Genomic DNA, 16,175 nt, shown 5'->3' with positions numbered 1-16,175 from the left:
TATATATTTAGTAGAAATGAAATTCTGAGTTATATACAAAAATGCCATTTAAACACATTTTCAAAATTAGAAATATTTCATAAATTAACTTGAAACGAATTTAATATTTGTTGGAGTTTTTGACAATCTTACTTGGTTCGATTAGTTCTTGTTGGTTTAATTCTGTTTAGTATGAAAGCTCTTCGGTGGCAGTTGTTTGGTAAGTCTCGTGGATTTTCTTTCCTAGGCAACATCAAATATTTCAGATAGGTGGAATTACTTTAAATTTGAATTTGTAGTCAGCAATTGTTAGCAGTTATTATTGGTTATTAGTTGTTTAGTATTGGGTATTGGGTATTGGGTATTGGGTGTTAGGTGTTGGCTGTTGGCTGTTGGCTGTTGGCTGTTGGCTGTTGGCTGTTGGCTGTTGGCTGTTGGCTGTTGGCTGTTGGCTGTTGGCTGTTGGCTGTTGACTTCTAGTTAATTTAAAGTTTCCTCGTTTTCACTCATTGTAGATACCACAGAATATACGTTTTGTTGACAAGTAGTCTGGGACTGACTTTTCCTCACGGTAACTGAAAGTGTCATAACTACTATCAAAATATAATAAAAATTTGTTGATTTACCATTTCAAGACGATTTTAATAGTATTGATCACGTTCATGACGAGATCGATGTTGCGTTTTACTGCAATATTTGAATTTTTACATAAATGAAAATAACCTCTGTCATGAGACGGAGGTTATTTTCCGAAAACTTATATAAGCATATGATCAATATATTGAAAGAATAAGAACACCTTTTGCAGAAAGTGTAGCGGTATTGGTTACTGGTTGACCTGCTATTAAATCCATTCCCTTTACGGTTCCTAAATCTACGTTAACGGGTTGATCATTGTGATTCAGGATAAACAGGTATGTTTCACTCTCATTGGTTCTTTGTGAAATCTCAACACCAGAAACTGGGGGGATAGGTGCTGTTATTCCTTTTTCTTTGCATAAATTAGCTAGAAACCCCTGCAAAAAGGATGGCTCAGGACTAGTGGCTACATACCAAGCTTGACCTGCCCCGAATTTATTTACGGTTAATGCTGGCATTCCCTGATAGAAATCGCTGCCATAGACCGCTTTTATCTCGGCTCCTTCTGAATGGATTAAGTCACATAGAAGTCCACATTGGTACTCACCGCTGAGTGCTCCCCATTGTTCATTTAGCACGATTTGGTTGCTTTGATCAGGGAAAAGCGCATCGATTTCTTCTGCCCATATTCCGAGCACCTCGCGCAATTCACCGGGGTAACCGCCAAGTGAGACGATATCGTTCTCATTTACTATTCCGCTAAAGAATGTCGTCAGAAAGGTTCCTCCTGAACGGACGAAGTCCTCCACCCGCTTCGCGTAGCCTTCCTTCACCATGTAAAGTACAGGCGCAATAACGATATCATAGTCTGATAGATCTGTGTCTGTACCTATTAGATCGGCTTGGATATTTTGTTGAAATAGAGCGTCATAATATTTGTGGACTTCATCCACATATTTGAGTGCAACGGTTGGGCCACTGGACAGCTCAATGGCCCAGCGATTCTCCCAATCGAAAACGATGGCGATCCGAGCGTTGATTCTAGTGTCCAGTAGACTGTCGGAGAGTTTTTGCAATTCAGAACCTAACTCCGCGCATTCGCGGAACACTCGTGTATGTTCATGGCCAACGTGCTCGATGACAGCTCCGTGATATTTTTCGCATGCACCTACGGATCGTCGAAGCTGGAAAAACATCACGGTATCCGCTCCATGAGCCACAGCCTGATAGCTCCAAAGCTTCATAACACCAGGCCGTTTGAGTGAATTGTAGGGCTGCCAATTTTGTTGGCTTGGGGTTTGTTCCATAAGCATGAATGGCTGTCCTTGCTTCAAGCCGCGCATGAGGTCATGGGTCATCGCAGTCAAACTAATAGGTGTATCTAGGGAAGGATAATTATCCCAAGAGACAACATCTAAATGCTTAGCCCATTTGAAATAGTCCAATTGTTTATAAAGACCCATTAAATTCGTTGTTACGGGTAGGTCAGGTGTGTGTTTTTTGATGGCATTATATTCTAGCTTGTAACACTCTAGCAAACTATCTGACATAAAACGGCGGTAATCGAGTGAAATTCCTTGGAAGTTGGTATTATCCACTCCCCATTCTTCGGAAAGGGCATTTGGTGGAACAATCTCTTCCCATTCATAGAAGGTATGACCCCAGAAACCTGTATTCCACGCTTTATTCAAGGTTTCTAGTGTTGTATATCGCTCTTGGAGCCAATTTCGAAAGCCGTCCGCGCAATGGTCACAGTAACAATATCCTCCGTATTCATTAGAAACATGCCAGATTAGTACTGCTGGATGTTCCTTGTAATGTTCAGCAAGCTTTTCTGCAATCCGCTCTGAATATTTTCGGTAGGTTGGGCTGTTTGGACAAGAATTATGTCGTCCTCCAAATTTTCGTTTCCGCCCCTCGAAATCAACTCGTAATACATCTGGGTATTTACGTGCCATCCATGCAGGATGAGCTCCTGTACTTGTTGCTAAACATACATAGGTTCCATTCTCATAAAGACGGTCGATAATTTCATCCAGCCATGCAAAATCGTAGGTATCTTCATTAGGCTGTGAGAGCGCCCACGAAAAAACATTTAAGGTCGCAACATCAATCCCTGAAAGATTAAACATCCGTAAATCTTCATTCATAATCTCTTTTTCCCATTGTTCTGGGTTGTAGTCTCCGCCATACCAAATTTTGGGAAGTTTCTTGTTTATCAAGTTCTGCACCTCTTTTTATTTTGATTATTAGTATAAGAATAAATACATTGTATTGGATTATTATCAGGCTTAAAATATAATATTCTTACACACTTATATAATAAAATGGAACAGGACCGTGAAAAATGCATAAAAGATATGAGTTAATGCCTTCAACTGCGCAACCGTTTCCATTATTTATTGAAAGCATTGGTCACCATGAGGATCAAGAAAAGTTATTAAGACCTGAAGGGTTTCCTAGTTACCATTGGCTGCAAACTTATTCAGGTGAAGGGGAATTCACTATGGATGGGAAAAAATTCCGCTTAACAAAAGGTTCTGGGGTATTGTTGCTTCCAGATGTACCTCATTCTTATTGGGCTGTGACTGAACAATGGTGCACGCAATATGTCACATTCGGAGGGACTTGTGCAGATGCCATTCTTCGTTCTTTTGATTTGATGGAGTCTGCTATTTTTCGGTGGGATGAGGAAGGTCCATTGCAAGTGGAAATAGGACGAATTTTAGCTAATATGGATGCAGCTCTTGAATACTCGGGGTATGAAGCCTCTGCGGATTTATATCATTTTCTAATGCAGCTAAAAAAGCATGGACAAATCAATAACCGCGCCTCTATTCGCAATCAGATGGTCCAACTACAGCCATTATTGAATTGGCTTGAAAGTCACTACGATAACCCTGATATCGGACTTGAAGAAATGGCTGGCATCCTAGTGATTACACCTAGACACATGAATACATTGTTTCAGCATGCCTTCGGGCTATCCCCTTATTCCTATTTAATTATGCTGCGTCTTCGCAAATCCAAAGAGATGCTATTGAAACAGCAGAATCAGACTGTCAAGGATGTGGCTGCGCAAGTAGGTTTCCGAGATACAAGTCACTTTGTCGCGAGTTTTCGCAAGCATGTCGGACTCACACCCGAGCGTTTCAGGCAAATGAATTAGTGTGCTATAATAAAAATATAGTAACTATTTATTCATCAAAGGAGTCTAATCTATGATTATTGAAATATTTCAAGATATTGTTTGTCCATGGTGCCGTATCGGCAAAAAGAATTTAACTGATGCGTTAGCCAATTTTACATCAGAGCCTGTTGAAATCCACTATCGTGCTTACCAGCTCGACCCTTCAACACCTACGGAGGGTTCACCGTTCCGTGCTACTATGCTCCAAAAGGTCCAGGCGGATGAATCTAAGCTGAACGGCATGGTGCAGCAGGTTACACAGGCTGGTCAAGCATCGGGATTACATTTCGATTTCTCCAAAGTTGAGAAGATGCCTAATACATTAAAGGCGCATCAGCTCATCGCTATCGCACCGGAAGATCATAAAAAAGATCTGGTTGACGATTTGTTTAAAGCTTACTTTGAAGATGGAAAAGATATTGGGAATGCGGATGTTTTGCTTGATTTTGCTGAGAAAATCGGCATGGATCGGGAACAAACCTCCACTCGTTTAAGGGCAAAAGAAGGGTTAGAGCAGGTCGAAGTTGATCTTGATTTTGCCAGACAAGCTGGCGTTTCGGGGGTTCCCTTTTTCGTCATCAATCGTAAATATGCACTTACTGGCGCTCAGCCTTCGGCCACCTTCCTGCAAGCCCTGCAGCAAATTAGTGAGTAGCAAACGGAAGAAGACGTTTAAAACAAAACAAAAACCGACTCTCTCATTATTGAGAAGTAGTCGGTTTTTGTTTGATAACACGAAGGGATTAAGCTGTGTATAGCTTTTTCCCAAATATTTGCTTATAGAACAGTGCACTTATAATCACTACAGCAGCAAATATAAGGAGAAGATTGCTGTACGGCACAGCTTTCATTGTATTCAAAATCGGATTCTTGTAAAACTCCATCATGCCGCCATCTAACAGTTTGGCAACAAGTGCCGTTCCTACCGCGCCTGAGATAAACGTAATGAGGTTGAACAATCCCATCCCTACCCCCGTCTCATGCACCTCCAACGTCAAGGAAACACGATTAGCTAAAGCAGTCTGAATAAAGGAAAAACCAACATAAGTAGGAAGCAGTGCTGCTGAAATGAGCCAAGGTGAATGACCTATCGTGAGGGCAATAGCCGCGAGACTTACAAATAGAAGCCCCATTCCAATGTACACAACGAAGTTATTTCCTTTCTTGTCTGCTAAATTACCGCCTATTGTTCCAAACACAACAGCGCAAATGGCACCAGGGAACAGAATGAGACCGATCATACTTGTACTCAAGTCATTTACTGTCGCCAGCATCAATGGAATAACAAACATAATGCCCATCACTGTACAGAAAATGAGAAAGCCAACGATCAAACCGCCACGAAGCAGTTTGTTACGGAACAAGGCAGGCTCTATGAAAGGCTCTTTAGCTCGGCGAATATGTGTAACAAACCAAATGAATAAAACCACACTCGCGGCCAAGTAGTACCAATGAGGGAATGACAAATATACCGTGATACCCGCAACGGAAAAGGCAACGAGGACCGCACCAAGAATGTCGACACTTCCTTCTTTTCGCTTCTCCTCAGGTAATATCTGTCTGAAGAAAGGAATTGAAATCAGTGTAAATAGTGGAATGATAAATAGATAAGTCCAATGCAAGGTTGATGAGACAAATCCGCCAATAACAGGGCCTACTGCAATAGCAAATGATACGGTAGATGTTAAAATTCCGAATATTTTCCCACGATCCGTAGGAGAAAAGTATCGAGCAACCACGACCATGATTAATGCCGGAATAGCCGATGCGCCTGCACCCTGAACCGCGCGGGCAAAAATGACGGCTGGATACCAAGCTTGAAGAAGAAAGCCCAGAGCGGAACCTACACTATAGATGACGATTCCTGCAACAATTAGCTTTTTCAAGCTAAAAATATCGGATAACCGGCCATAAATAACCGAGCCTATCCCAAAGAAAATAATAAATGTGGTGAGTACCCAACTCACACCTGTCGGGGTAATCGCGTATTGCTTGGCGATCGCTGGCGTGGAAACGTTAAAAACGGTTTCGTTCAACACCGCGAAAAAAATAAGAAAAATAATCCATGGCACAGCCTTCTTGGCATCTATAACCTTTTCTTGTGTCATGTCTGTTGCTGTAGCAACATGCTGCATGGTTTCCACCTCCATTTTCTATGTCTCCAGCCATCTTATTATAAGGGTTTCTTATATTGACTGAAAAAAACAATTACAATCAACTAACTGTAATATTTTTAATAACAATTAACTGTAATGATAAATATTATAGTTAGGTCTGTCAAGGGTTATCTTTCATCTTTTTCGAAAATATAAGATAATGGACGAATGTAACTGGCTCAATTAGAACAGGAGTTCAACGAATGACTAATTTACTTCAAACACTTAAGCATGTAGCCTCTCGCATTTTGATTATTGTATTACCTTTTCTACTGATGGGCATGGTTGAATACTTGGAAAGAGGCTCCTATGAAGAACTTCATAAATGGGTCATGTCTCACCCACTTACCATGGTTCTTGCCTACTTTGTTGTTGGTACGATGTATTTGTTCCTTATTGCATTAACGGGTCGAAGCCGGTTATCCTTTTGGATGCTTTGTGCAATTTTGCTTCCTCTAGGAGCAATTAGCGGCAGTAAATTAAAAGCCATTGGAGCCCCTTATTATCCATGGGACCTCGTATTTAAAAATCAAATCGTTGCGTACAAGGCATTTTTGCAAGGGTATCTTAATGTTAGAATATTGGGCACAGTTGTGATCTCCCTCGTGATAATTGCTTTATTATTTCATTTGGTTTTCCTGCATCGACGTATCCAATTCACTTGGATTGAACGTAGTATTTATGCCGTTATTGCCATCATCATGGCGACTAGTCTTTATTCGGACAAGCCTATTCCTTTCATGAAATTATATGGCATTTACACGGTGCCATGGGATCAAACAATCACCTACGACGAGAATGGATACTTGTATTCCTCTGTACAAATGTTAGGTTTTCTGAAGGTCGCTAAACCAGAAGGATACAGTAAAAAAGCAATCACATCCATAATGGAGCAGATTCCTGAGAAAAAACCAGCAAGTGACAAAAAGCCAAACATCATTGTGGTACTTGGAGAAGCTTTTTGGGATCCTACAATCATGAAAAATATCACATTTAGTCGAGATCCTATACCCAATTTGCATCAGCTGCAAAAAACATTCACCAGCGGTTGGATGTTATCTCCACAATTCGGAGGCAGCACTGCAAATGTGGAATTTGAAGTCTTATCGGGTAATTCCATGCGATTCTTTGGGAAATCACCGGATAAAATATTACCTTACATCCAGTACATGAATCATGGCGTCGACTCTTTAGCCAGTATAACAACGAGGCAGGGTTATACCGCCACCTCAATTAACCCGTTCTTCAGCTATTTCTTCGATAGCAGAAAGGTGTATAAGCATTTTGGGTTTTCTCGTTTCATAGCTAGTGAGTTTTTTCCAAATGATTTTGAAGGCCCGAACTATGCGGACCGAGCTGTTGTAAAGAAGATTATTGAGGAAACGGAGAAAAGCCAAGGGCCTGATTTCATTTTTGCGAACACGATGGAGAATCATCATCCCTTCAAACCAGGGAAATTTATCAAAAACACGATTGAGGTTAAAGGAGATATTACACCTGAATCCAAAAGTATTTTGGAGACATACGCCCAGGGTATCTCGGGTACTGACAAAGCGCTTCAGTCTCTAGTGGACTATTACTCAAAAAAATCAGAGCCGACGATCCTTCTCTTTTTCGGGGATCATTTACCTTTTTTCGAGGAAAATTATAAGGTTTACCGTGATGCTAAATATGTCCTTCCTGATGATCCAGATTTGTATACGAAGACTCATTACACGCCTTTCTTGATTTGGAACAATTTCCTGCCTGCAGTTCAAGAAAAAATGGATCTAAAAATGAGTCCTTCCTTTCTAGGCCCTAAGGTTCTTCAAATGGCTGGTGTTCAGGGCAGTTACTACACAGACTATCTCTACGAATTGTCACAAAAAATTCCGGTCATTCCGCCAAATGAGATGTGGGACAAGTATCAAATCAAAGAAAGTGATCTCTCTGGCTATATGAAGCTTCAATACGACAACTTATTCGGAGGCCGTTATGGGTACGAAGCCAAGGGCATTAAAAACTCGATTGTACAACCTGGATATACTTTGGGGTACGGCGATCCCGTTATAACAAAAGTGAATCAAAGTGAAAACAAACTTCAGGTTGTTGGTAAGCCTTTTTATTCTTCCTGCAATGTTTATATTGATGGCGTAGCGTTTAAATCCAATTTTGATGGTGACGATACGCTTTATGTTGATCTATCGGAGAACCCACCATTAGAGACCGGAAAATCTCATCAAGTCGAAGTGCGTATTCATGATGATAAAAAGATGAAGATCGGCCAATCTAACCTTTATCCACTCCCCTAGTCATGACCCTAGCCCCCCTCGAATAGGATGAAGCATATCCTGTAGCCGAGGGGGTTTTTCATGCACCCACGTATCCCACCTGCTCACGTTCATTTTTTTGAAACAATCACATCAAATGAATTAAACCATCATCATTTATTGCGTCTATATACCTTTAATGTAAACGGCACTGCTTACGACAATCACGTCCATCAATACCAAGGCATATCCGGCATCCGGTTTGGCCATTACCATGCCTACTACGGTACGACAGGACCTGCGATTGCACTCCAGGATGGAACTCACTTTCATTTACTTGATGGCACTGTTGAGCTGAACGCTTACAACACCTCGCGAGGGGGTGCACTGCTCAAATCTAAGCAAATTGAAGGCCTTATTCAGGAGCTGCACCGGCACAGTTACGCCGGTTATTCGTCTGTTGGTATGAGCTATGAGCCTTGGTGAGCCATCATGATATGGAAAATTAAAAGAGTCAAGTATGAAGGTTGATGTGCCTTCATACTTGACTCTTTTTTGAGTGTTACTGCAAGGGTTCAATATGAATTGACCAATTGAATTTGAATGATTCTCCCGCAGCTAATCCTTGAGCACCTGAAATTTCTGGTGAAAAAGTTTCGTTGAACACGTTCATGATGCTTGTATAAGGTTCAAGCGAAACAGCTTCCGCCCACGGCGCTGTGAATAACACATGAATGGGAAACTTGTCTCCCATGTCGTACACGAGCTTGGTCCCCCGAGCTTCATACTGAAGCTCGCAGGTTTGCGGGCCCGGTTCGATGCTGAGCATCTGCGAGCCGCCTGGATAATTCGGCAGCTCCGTGACGAGCGTGCCTTCCTGCAGCGCCGCAGTGAGCGGCGAAGGCGCGGATGGCTCCGCCGCCGCGTAGCCATCCGCGCTGAGCGGCCACTCCGCTGCCGCGGGGATCACGACCCGCACGCGGCTGGCTTCGCCCTTCGCGAACGCGAAGTACGGGTGAAAGCCAAGAGATAGCGGCATCGTTTGGCCGCTATGGTTGGCGATTTCACCGCTGAGCGACAGCGTACCGTCCTTCAGACGGTACGTGAAGCGAAAGCATGCGGCGTGTGGAAAATACGCCAGCATGTCCGGATGCTCCGCGAAGTCGAACTCCGCGGAGACATAAGCCCCGCCAGCGGCATCCGCGCCGCTGGCAATCACCTTCCACGGCCGCTCACGCAGCTCACCGTGGGCGTGGTCCGGCTCCCGATTCGCGGGGAGACTATACTCGCGGCCTTCAAAGGAGAAGGCCGCAAGCTTGACGCGCCCCGGCGGGAACAGAATGGGCACGCCGTAGCGAGAAGACTTGACGCGAAGCTCAGCCAAGCTGCCTGGCTTCGCGATGTAGGCATGGTTCCGCACATCGAAGCGGAACAATTGCAATCCGACGGCCGGGATGATTTCGGCCTCGGCGTGGGCATGATGGTCGACTAGGCGAAGGGTCGACTCCCCGTCCCACTCGCTGTTGATAATCTCGTACTGACTCATAATGAATCCTCCTTAGTGTTTTACATTAGCAATTCTCACTTCTTAAGCATAAGCATAACGTTCTTGTTTTCTTAAGCATTACTTAATTCATTTGCATTTGCCTAGCACGTCTTTGATAGTATGTAGATATCAAAACAATTCCAAGTATAAGGATTAAGGTGGTGACCAAGCTGCCTTCAGCTCCAAAATCCCCTCCTGAAATAAGTGAAGCTCCCTGTATCTCGGTCTTAATAAGCGACGACATCGGTGTACCAGATACTTCAAATCCGAGGATACAGCCCTGAAAAAAATTCCAAGACAAGTGCATTCCTATCGGCATCCACAAACCGCCCGAGTACTCTCGACTTATGGCGAACAATAAACCTGCAAGCAGTAAATTTAGGATTGGAAGCGGCGAACTCCACATACCAGGATTAAATGTATGCAAAAAGGCAAATACAACTGTTGAAACCGTTATACCAGAAATGGCGCCAAACCGTTCCTTCACCAGCCCTTGTAAATAGCCGCGTGCGAATAACTCTTCATTAACAGCAACCCCTACGAAAAGTAAAAAACCCCACGCCAGTTCGAACCCGAGCGTTCCAGTCCATTGAAACGACACGATTTTAATCCCACCCAGCAGCCAAATCCCTGCACTGCTGATCGTAATAAGTAAAGCGCCTGCAGCGAAGCCTTCTCCGAATCTTCTGCCAAGCAAGTGAGAGTGAAGTCCAAGTGCCCAACCTTTACGTCTTTCGAAAATGGCATACGAAAGAACAACCCCGCTAATAAAACCGATAATTTGCGCCCATAAAGCTGCCTTTATAAAGAATGGATCCCCAGCAACTCCTGCCATACTAATATCAAGAGCAGGATGCCTCAGAATCGCTACAACCGCGGCTGCAATTGATAATAGCACGGTAATCACAACAATGAAAACGAGGGTCAATAGTACTTTACCCACAATCGTCAGAATGGATAAGGACTTTCGCTTCTTTACCTCGATAAGGTTCCACTCCCTTCTAAACCACTTATTCGAGAATAATCGCCTATTTCCTGCCAACTCACGAAGGAAAGGATGCTCTTGTGCAAATGTTGGCTCCATGCCACAATAGAAGAAACATCTGATTCATTTGACGGAGGAAACATGCTTTTTGTTCTATTTGCACTCTGGATCATCGCGTTGGGGCTTGTCATGGTTGATCCACGATCCAGTACAATGCGTTGGATGAGCGCTATTGCTTTTACCGGTGGCTTTGGCGGTCTTGCTGCTGTTTTGTCTGAAACCTTTATCCCCTATGTCCAGCAAACAGTACCCAACCCATCCATTAGTGCTCTACTTTATCGCATCATGGGCATTAGCTCACTGATATCTTACTATGGCTTGCCATATTCATTTGCCATGCTTTCTTTGCGTTATAACGCGTCCTGGCAGAAACCAACCATTCAGACGTGGCTGCCAATTGGCCTACTCATTCCTCCTATTGCCTGTATACTTTTCACACCCAGTTATACGGAGGAAATGCCCATTACCTTCCCCATCGTAGCCTCCTGGGCTGTTCCTTATATTTTCATTGGTGCTGTACTCATTGTAATCAAAACAGAACGGCTTCCGGCTATGAAGCGAACGCATTTGTTCACCTGCTTAGCCCTCCTTCCGCCTATTCTTTGTGTAGGCATACTTAATTACGTTATGCCAAGCTTCGGTTTTTACCGTATGTGGGTCTATCACGTATGGATTCTTGCTTTCGTAGTGCCTTTTTTCGTGTTCACCTTTTTCAAATACGGTTTTCTCGGAATGCGTCTGCTCATCGAACGTCGCAAGCTGGACTCGACACTCCGCGCCATCACATCAGGAACCGCGATTTTAAACCATTCGATTAAGAATGATGTTGGGAAAATGCGTTTGTTCCTCGAGAAAATGAAACAACATGCCGAGGAAACGAATCAGCCAGAACTTATGCAGGACATCGATGTCGTTATGGGGGCTTCCATGCATATCCGTGACATGATTAGCCGCGTACACGAACAAACACAGGAGCTCCCTCTTCGGGTATCTGCAGTCGATTTAGCGGAGCTTATTAATGAAGTCCTTCTTCCTCTTGGACCTTACCTAAGTAAAGTTCAGGTGAACCAGAGCATCCCTGAAAACTTAATTCTTCAAATTGATCCCATGCAAATTAGTGAAACGTTAACTAATGTACTCATGAATGCGGTAGAAGCTATGCCCAAAGGCGGCGAGCTTATAATTAAATCGTTTCATGCTAAAAAGAACATTATTTTGGAAATAAGAGATAACGGAATAGGTATGGAGAAATCCGTACTGAAGCAAGTATTAGAACCGTTTTATACGACCAAAAGTGGCAGTCATAGCAACTTTGGACTCGGACTCGCCTACTGCTATAGTGTTATGAAGAAACATGGGGGGGCCTTGGAATTAAGCAGTTCGCCAGGGAAAGGCACGAGTGTGTTTCTAACATTCCCCGGCAACCGACTAAAGAAATAAAGGGGGATTCCTACTTGGAACCAATTCGTATTTTGATTGTTGAGGATGACCTTGACTGGCTTCGCGGCCTCAAAGCCTATTTGAATCGTCAGCCAGATTTGAGAGTGGTGGCCACCGTATCAACAGCAGAAGAAGCAAGGGAACTATTTGCTAATGCGGAACCAGGAGCCGATGTCGTTCTTATGGATATCATGCTGCAAGATGAGCCCGCGGGCATTGGACTTGCTGAACAAGCGCTCTTATCATGGGGAGTCAAAGTGATTATGCTTACCTCGATGGAGGAGAAAGATTTCATCTTCCGTTCCTTTCAAGCCGGCGCTATTGACTACCAGATCAAATCCCGATTCGAAGAGCTTCCCACCATCATTCGAGCCGTACATGCACGTCAATCTTCGATTAACGCGGCAGTAGCTGAACAGATGCGAGAGGAATTCCGCAGGCTCAAACGGTTAGAGCACCAATTCAAAATCAAAGAAGTCAGCGATCTAATCACGCCTACAGAGCTTCAGGTTCTGGAAATGATTGATCAAGGTCATACGCAAACGGAAATTGCAAGCCGCTTTTTCATATCTTTGCGAACCGTCAAAATTCATGTGGGGCATATCTTGAAGAAACTAGGTAGTCCGAGCAGCAAAGATGCCGCAAAGAAAATCAGAGACTTAGGATTGTTTGAACGAGGAAATAAAACGGGCGAAGACGGCAAAGGGGACTAATGGATGTCCCGCTTCTTGAAACGTCCGCCCTTGACATCGTGGATATTGCCAACTGCGAGAAACGCTGCAGGATCGAGCTCATCCACGATGGATTTCAACTTCGCTTCCTCCAGCCGTGTAATTACACAGAAGATGACCTTCTTGTTATCTCCCGTGAAGCCGCCTTCCCCTTCCAAATAAGTGACACCGCGTCCTAAGCGGTCCAGAATAGCTTCACCTATTTGTCTGAAGCTGTCACTAATGATCCACACGGACTTCGACTCATCAAACCCTTCAATGGTTACATCAATCAATTTATATGCAATAAAATAAGCTATAAGAGAATACATCGCACGATCCCAACTGTATACAAAGCCTGCGCTGCCTAGAATGAATAGGTTGAAAAACATCACAATCTCGCCAACGGAGAACGGTATCTTTTTGGAAACGAGTATCGCAACAATTTCTGTACCATCGAGTGAACCCCCGAAACGAATCACCATACCTACTCCAATACCGAGAATAATGCCGCCGAATACAGCTGCAAGCAAAGGATCATTGGTTAGCTCTTTCACTGGGTGTAGCAGATACGTTCCTGTGGACATGACCAGAATTGCGAAAAACGTAGATAATGCAAACGTTTTTCCTATTAATTTATATCCGATAAACAGGAATGGAAGATTTAATAAGGTCAAAAATATCCCGACTTGAATATTGGTTAGATAAGATAAAATGATGGATATCCCCGTGATGCCCCCATCAATAATTTTGTTAGGGACTAAGAAAATCTCCAATCCAATTGACATAAGCACAGCACCTAAAAATAAAAACACGCTACGTCGAAGAAAAGCTCTTTTTGTCATTCTTCGATGCTGCATTTGCATTGCTTTTTTCACATATTGAACTTGTTCCTCCGCCATGCAATCCCCTCCATTTCTCTATCTTCTATTCTTACATTTCTCGACAAAACCATCTTTTTCCTGCCTATTAAAACTTTTCTTTGTTACTTTATTATAAAAAATGTTAGATATAATACCATCGAATATTACCTTCAGCCATGGTATAATGATGGCTGTTGTCATTTACAATTTCTTAATTTGAAAGACATAGGAGAATATATGAACCAGCACATTAATCGCTTATTGCTTCTGACCCGGCAACGATTGCCACTATTATTAATTGCCTTAATTCCAGTAGTGATCATGGAAATTTTGAGCCGCGGGCATTATATAGAAATGATTACTTGGAGTTATAAGCATCTGCTTGAACTGCTATTCAATGAATGGATCGTCATCAGCTTGTTATTGTTGTTCATCGCCATGATTGGCCGAACAAGAGTTGCATATTGGGTCATCTCAGGTATACTTCTTACCTTGGCACTCATAAGCGGCGTAAAATTGAAAATATTAGGTGTCCCTTTAACACCATGGGATATCGTCTTGGCCGGCGAAGCGTCAGATATGGTGAAATATATCCAGAATATTCTAAGCTTTAAAATATTGGTAATCCTTCTTCTTTTCCTCACAGCCAGTTATTTTTTATTATACCGCACGACCTTATTCTCGAAAAAGGTTGCACTAAAAGAACGAGGAATCCTAGCTGTCATTGCGATTGTTATGTTGTCTGCGGTTTACACGGATCTACCTCTTCCGATTCAGAAATGGTGCGGTATCAAAGCATCCGTATGGAACCAAGTTGAGAACACCAAAAAGAACGGCTACGCATTAGCAACGTTTCTGAATACCAAGTCGATGTTTACCGATAAACATGAAGGTTACGATGATAAAGCTGTTGAAGCTATTGTCAGTAATTCACCTAAGCCGATTAAAGCTGGGGATCCAAACAACCCTGTAAAACCAAACGTTATTGTCGTGTTAAGTGAGGCTTTCTGGGATCCAACCGTTATCAAAGGTGTGGAATTCAGCCGTGATCCAATTCCATTCTTCCATAAGCTGCAGCAGACGGGGACAAGCGGCACGATGCTTTCACCGCAGTATGGCGGGGGTACAGCCAATGTCGAGTTTGAGGTTTTGACAGGTAACTCCATGCGTTTTCTGCCGCAAGGTTCTATCGCCTACAATCAATTCCTTACGAATGAAGTAGATTCCTTGGCGAGTATTTATGCCCGACAAGGCTACACATCAACAGCGATAAGTCCATTCTACAATTGGTATTTTAACAGCAATAAAATATATAAGTACTTTGGCTTCTCCAAGTTTATTCCAATCGAATACTTCAAGCCTAACTATTCTGGTCCTTATATCGCAGACAGCGAAGTTGCTTCCAATATTATACATGCAACCAACCAAAGCGACGGACCTGATTTTGTATTTGCAAATACAATGGAAAATCATTTCCATTTTTTCCCTGGAAAGTTTCCAAAGAATACAATTGATGTTACTGGCCATATATCCCCTTCTTCTCAAGGTATGCTCGAGACACTTGCCCAAGGTATCAATTCCGCGGATAACATGTTGAAGGAATTAGTTGAATACTACGAGAAAAAAGGTGAACCAACAATTATCGCTTTCTGGGGAGACCACTTGCCAGCACTCGGTGATGATTATGCTACTTACATTGACACTAAGTTTATTAGCGGCAAAGACGATCCTGATTTCCTGAAAAAGATGTACAGTGTTCCGCTCGTCGTATGGAACAATTTTGACCAAGGGCGCAAAGATACATTAAATATTAGCCCTTCTTTCTTAGGCCCTTATCTCATTGAATTATCCAATCAACAAGGCAGCTTTTATACCGATTATTTAAGTCAACTTTCAAAAAAAATTCCTGTCATACCACCGAAAGATCATTATGAGGCAATGAATATTAATGAACAGGACCTCAAGGATTACGAGACTTTGCAGTATGATATCATTTTCGGCGATCGACATGCTTACAAGGATTATAAAATTCCCATTATAGATTCTAAGTATATGCTCGGATTTGGACCGATCCTTCTTGATAAAGTCGAATCAGATACCCAGGATCTATCTGGACGTTCAAGTGTAACCCTAACGGTGAGGGGAAGCAATATCCCAGCCCTTGGCTATGTTACCTTAAATGGCAAAGCTGTTCCAAGCACATGGCAAGATGAACATACACTGACTGCCAAGGTTGAAGGCCATTTACTCAAGGCTGGAATCTGGGACATTCAAGTAAATGTGAAAGATTCAAAGGAAACTATCGTTGGTAAATCAAACACATTGCCTATCGAAATTGGTGGGCGTTAAGCAAAATTGGACGCAAAGACCCCTTTTCTCTAATAAGAGAACAAGGGGTTTTTCTAATTTAGGAAGCGA

Annotated in this window: 12 protein-coding genes; 7 read left to right on the top strand and 5 right to left on the bottom strand. The window is 42.8% G+C overall.

Annotated features, from left to right (window positions below):
* Positions 1-752: 752 nt before the first annotated feature.
* On the bottom strand, positions 753-2,780 hold the full coding sequence (locus tag QFZ80_RS09610; RefSeq protein ID WP_307558647.1) for a beta-galactosidase: 2,028 nt from the start codon (positions 2,778-2,780) through the stop codon (positions 753-755).
* Positions 2,781-2,905: 125 nt separating this feature from the next.
* Between QFZ80_RS09610 and QFZ80_RS09605 the strand changes: the two genes are divergently transcribed.
* Positions 2,906-3,727: an AraC family transcriptional regulator gene (locus QFZ80_RS09605; protein WP_307558645.1), complete on the top strand. Its 822-nt coding sequence runs from the start codon at positions 2,906-2,908 to the stop codon at positions 3,725-3,727.
* Between the two features lie 52 nt (positions 3,728-3,779).
* A complete protein-coding gene (locus tag QFZ80_RS09600) occupies positions 3,780-4,403 on the top strand; it encodes a DsbA family oxidoreductase (protein WP_307558643.1) in 624 nt (207 codons plus the stop codon).
* An 88-nt stretch (positions 4,404-4,491) separates the two neighbouring features.
* Here the strand turns inward: QFZ80_RS09600 and QFZ80_RS09595 are convergent, their stop codons facing one another.
* The gene (locus QFZ80_RS09595) at positions 4,492-5,883 is read right to left on the bottom strand and encodes an MFS transporter (RefSeq protein ID WP_307547108.1); all 1,392 of its coding nucleotides are present in this window, start codon (positions 5,881-5,883) and stop codon (positions 4,492-4,494) included.
* Between the two features lie 224 nt (positions 5,884-6,107).
* Here QFZ80_RS09595 and QFZ80_RS09590 point away from each other — a divergent pair, with 224 nt between their 5' ends.
* Positions 6,108-8,195, top strand: coding sequence for an LTA synthase family protein (locus QFZ80_RS09590; RefSeq protein ID WP_307558641.1), 2,088 nt, complete (start codon positions 6,108-6,110; stop codon positions 8,193-8,195).
* Positions 8,196-8,255: 60 nt separating this feature from the next.
* Positions 8,256-8,639 (top strand): YmaF family protein, encoded by a 384-nt coding sequence (locus QFZ80_RS09585; RefSeq protein WP_307558639.1) that lies wholly within the window; start codon positions 8,256-8,258, stop codon positions 8,637-8,639.
* 76 nt (positions 8,640-8,715) lie between these two features.
* Here the strand turns inward: QFZ80_RS09585 and QFZ80_RS09580 are convergent, their stop codons facing one another.
* Both QFZ80_RS09580 and QFZ80_RS09575 read right to left on the bottom strand, forming a co-directional pair.
* Positions 8,716-9,699 carry an aldose 1-epimerase gene (locus tag QFZ80_RS09580; RefSeq protein WP_307558637.1) on the bottom strand — a complete coding sequence of 328 codons (984 nt, stop codon included), beginning with the start codon at positions 9,697-9,699 and terminating at the stop codon, positions 8,716-8,718.
* An 82-nt stretch (positions 9,700-9,781) separates the two neighbouring features.
* Entirely contained in the window at positions 9,782-10,783 is a 1,002-nt protein-coding gene (locus QFZ80_RS09575) for a CPBP family intramembrane glutamic endopeptidase (RefSeq protein ID WP_307558635.1), read from the bottom strand.
* 42 nt (positions 10,784-10,825) lie between these two features.
* Between QFZ80_RS09575 and QFZ80_RS09570 the strand changes: the two genes are divergently transcribed.
* Together QFZ80_RS09570 and QFZ80_RS09565 are read left to right on the top strand one after the other, a co-directional pair.
* Positions 10,826-12,184, top strand: coding sequence for a sensor histidine kinase (locus QFZ80_RS09570; protein ID WP_307558633.1), 1,359 nt, complete (start codon positions 10,826-10,828; stop codon positions 12,182-12,184).
* Between the two features lie 14 nt (positions 12,185-12,198).
* Positions 12,199-12,897 (top strand): response regulator transcription factor, encoded by a 699-nt coding sequence (locus QFZ80_RS09565; protein WP_307558631.1) that lies wholly within the window; start codon positions 12,199-12,201, stop codon positions 12,895-12,897.
* On the opposite strand, the gene QFZ80_RS09560 is transcribed toward QFZ80_RS09565, so the two are convergent.
* Complete coding sequence (locus tag QFZ80_RS09560) at positions 12,894-13,760, bottom strand: YitT family protein (protein WP_307555612.1); 867 nt, start codon at positions 13,758-13,760, stop codon at positions 12,894-12,896. The two genes, QFZ80_RS09565 and QFZ80_RS09560, sit on opposite strands and share 4 nt — an antisense overlap.
* A 234-nt stretch (positions 13,761-13,994) precedes the next feature.
* Between QFZ80_RS09560 and QFZ80_RS09555 the strand changes: the two genes are divergently transcribed.
* Positions 13,995-16,106, top strand: a complete 2,112-nt coding sequence (locus QFZ80_RS09555; protein ID WP_307558629.1) for an LTA synthase family protein — start codon at positions 13,995-13,997, stop codon at positions 16,104-16,106.
* Positions 16,107-16,175 lie beyond the last annotated feature (69 nt).

It is taken from the genome of Paenibacillus sp. V4I7 (genome assembly GCF_030817275.1).
GTDB lineage: Bacteria > Bacillota > Bacilli > Paenibacillales > NBRC-103111 > Paenibacillus_E.
Note: the sequence above shows the minus strand (reverse complement) of the source record. Positions and strands in the feature narration are given on the sequence as shown.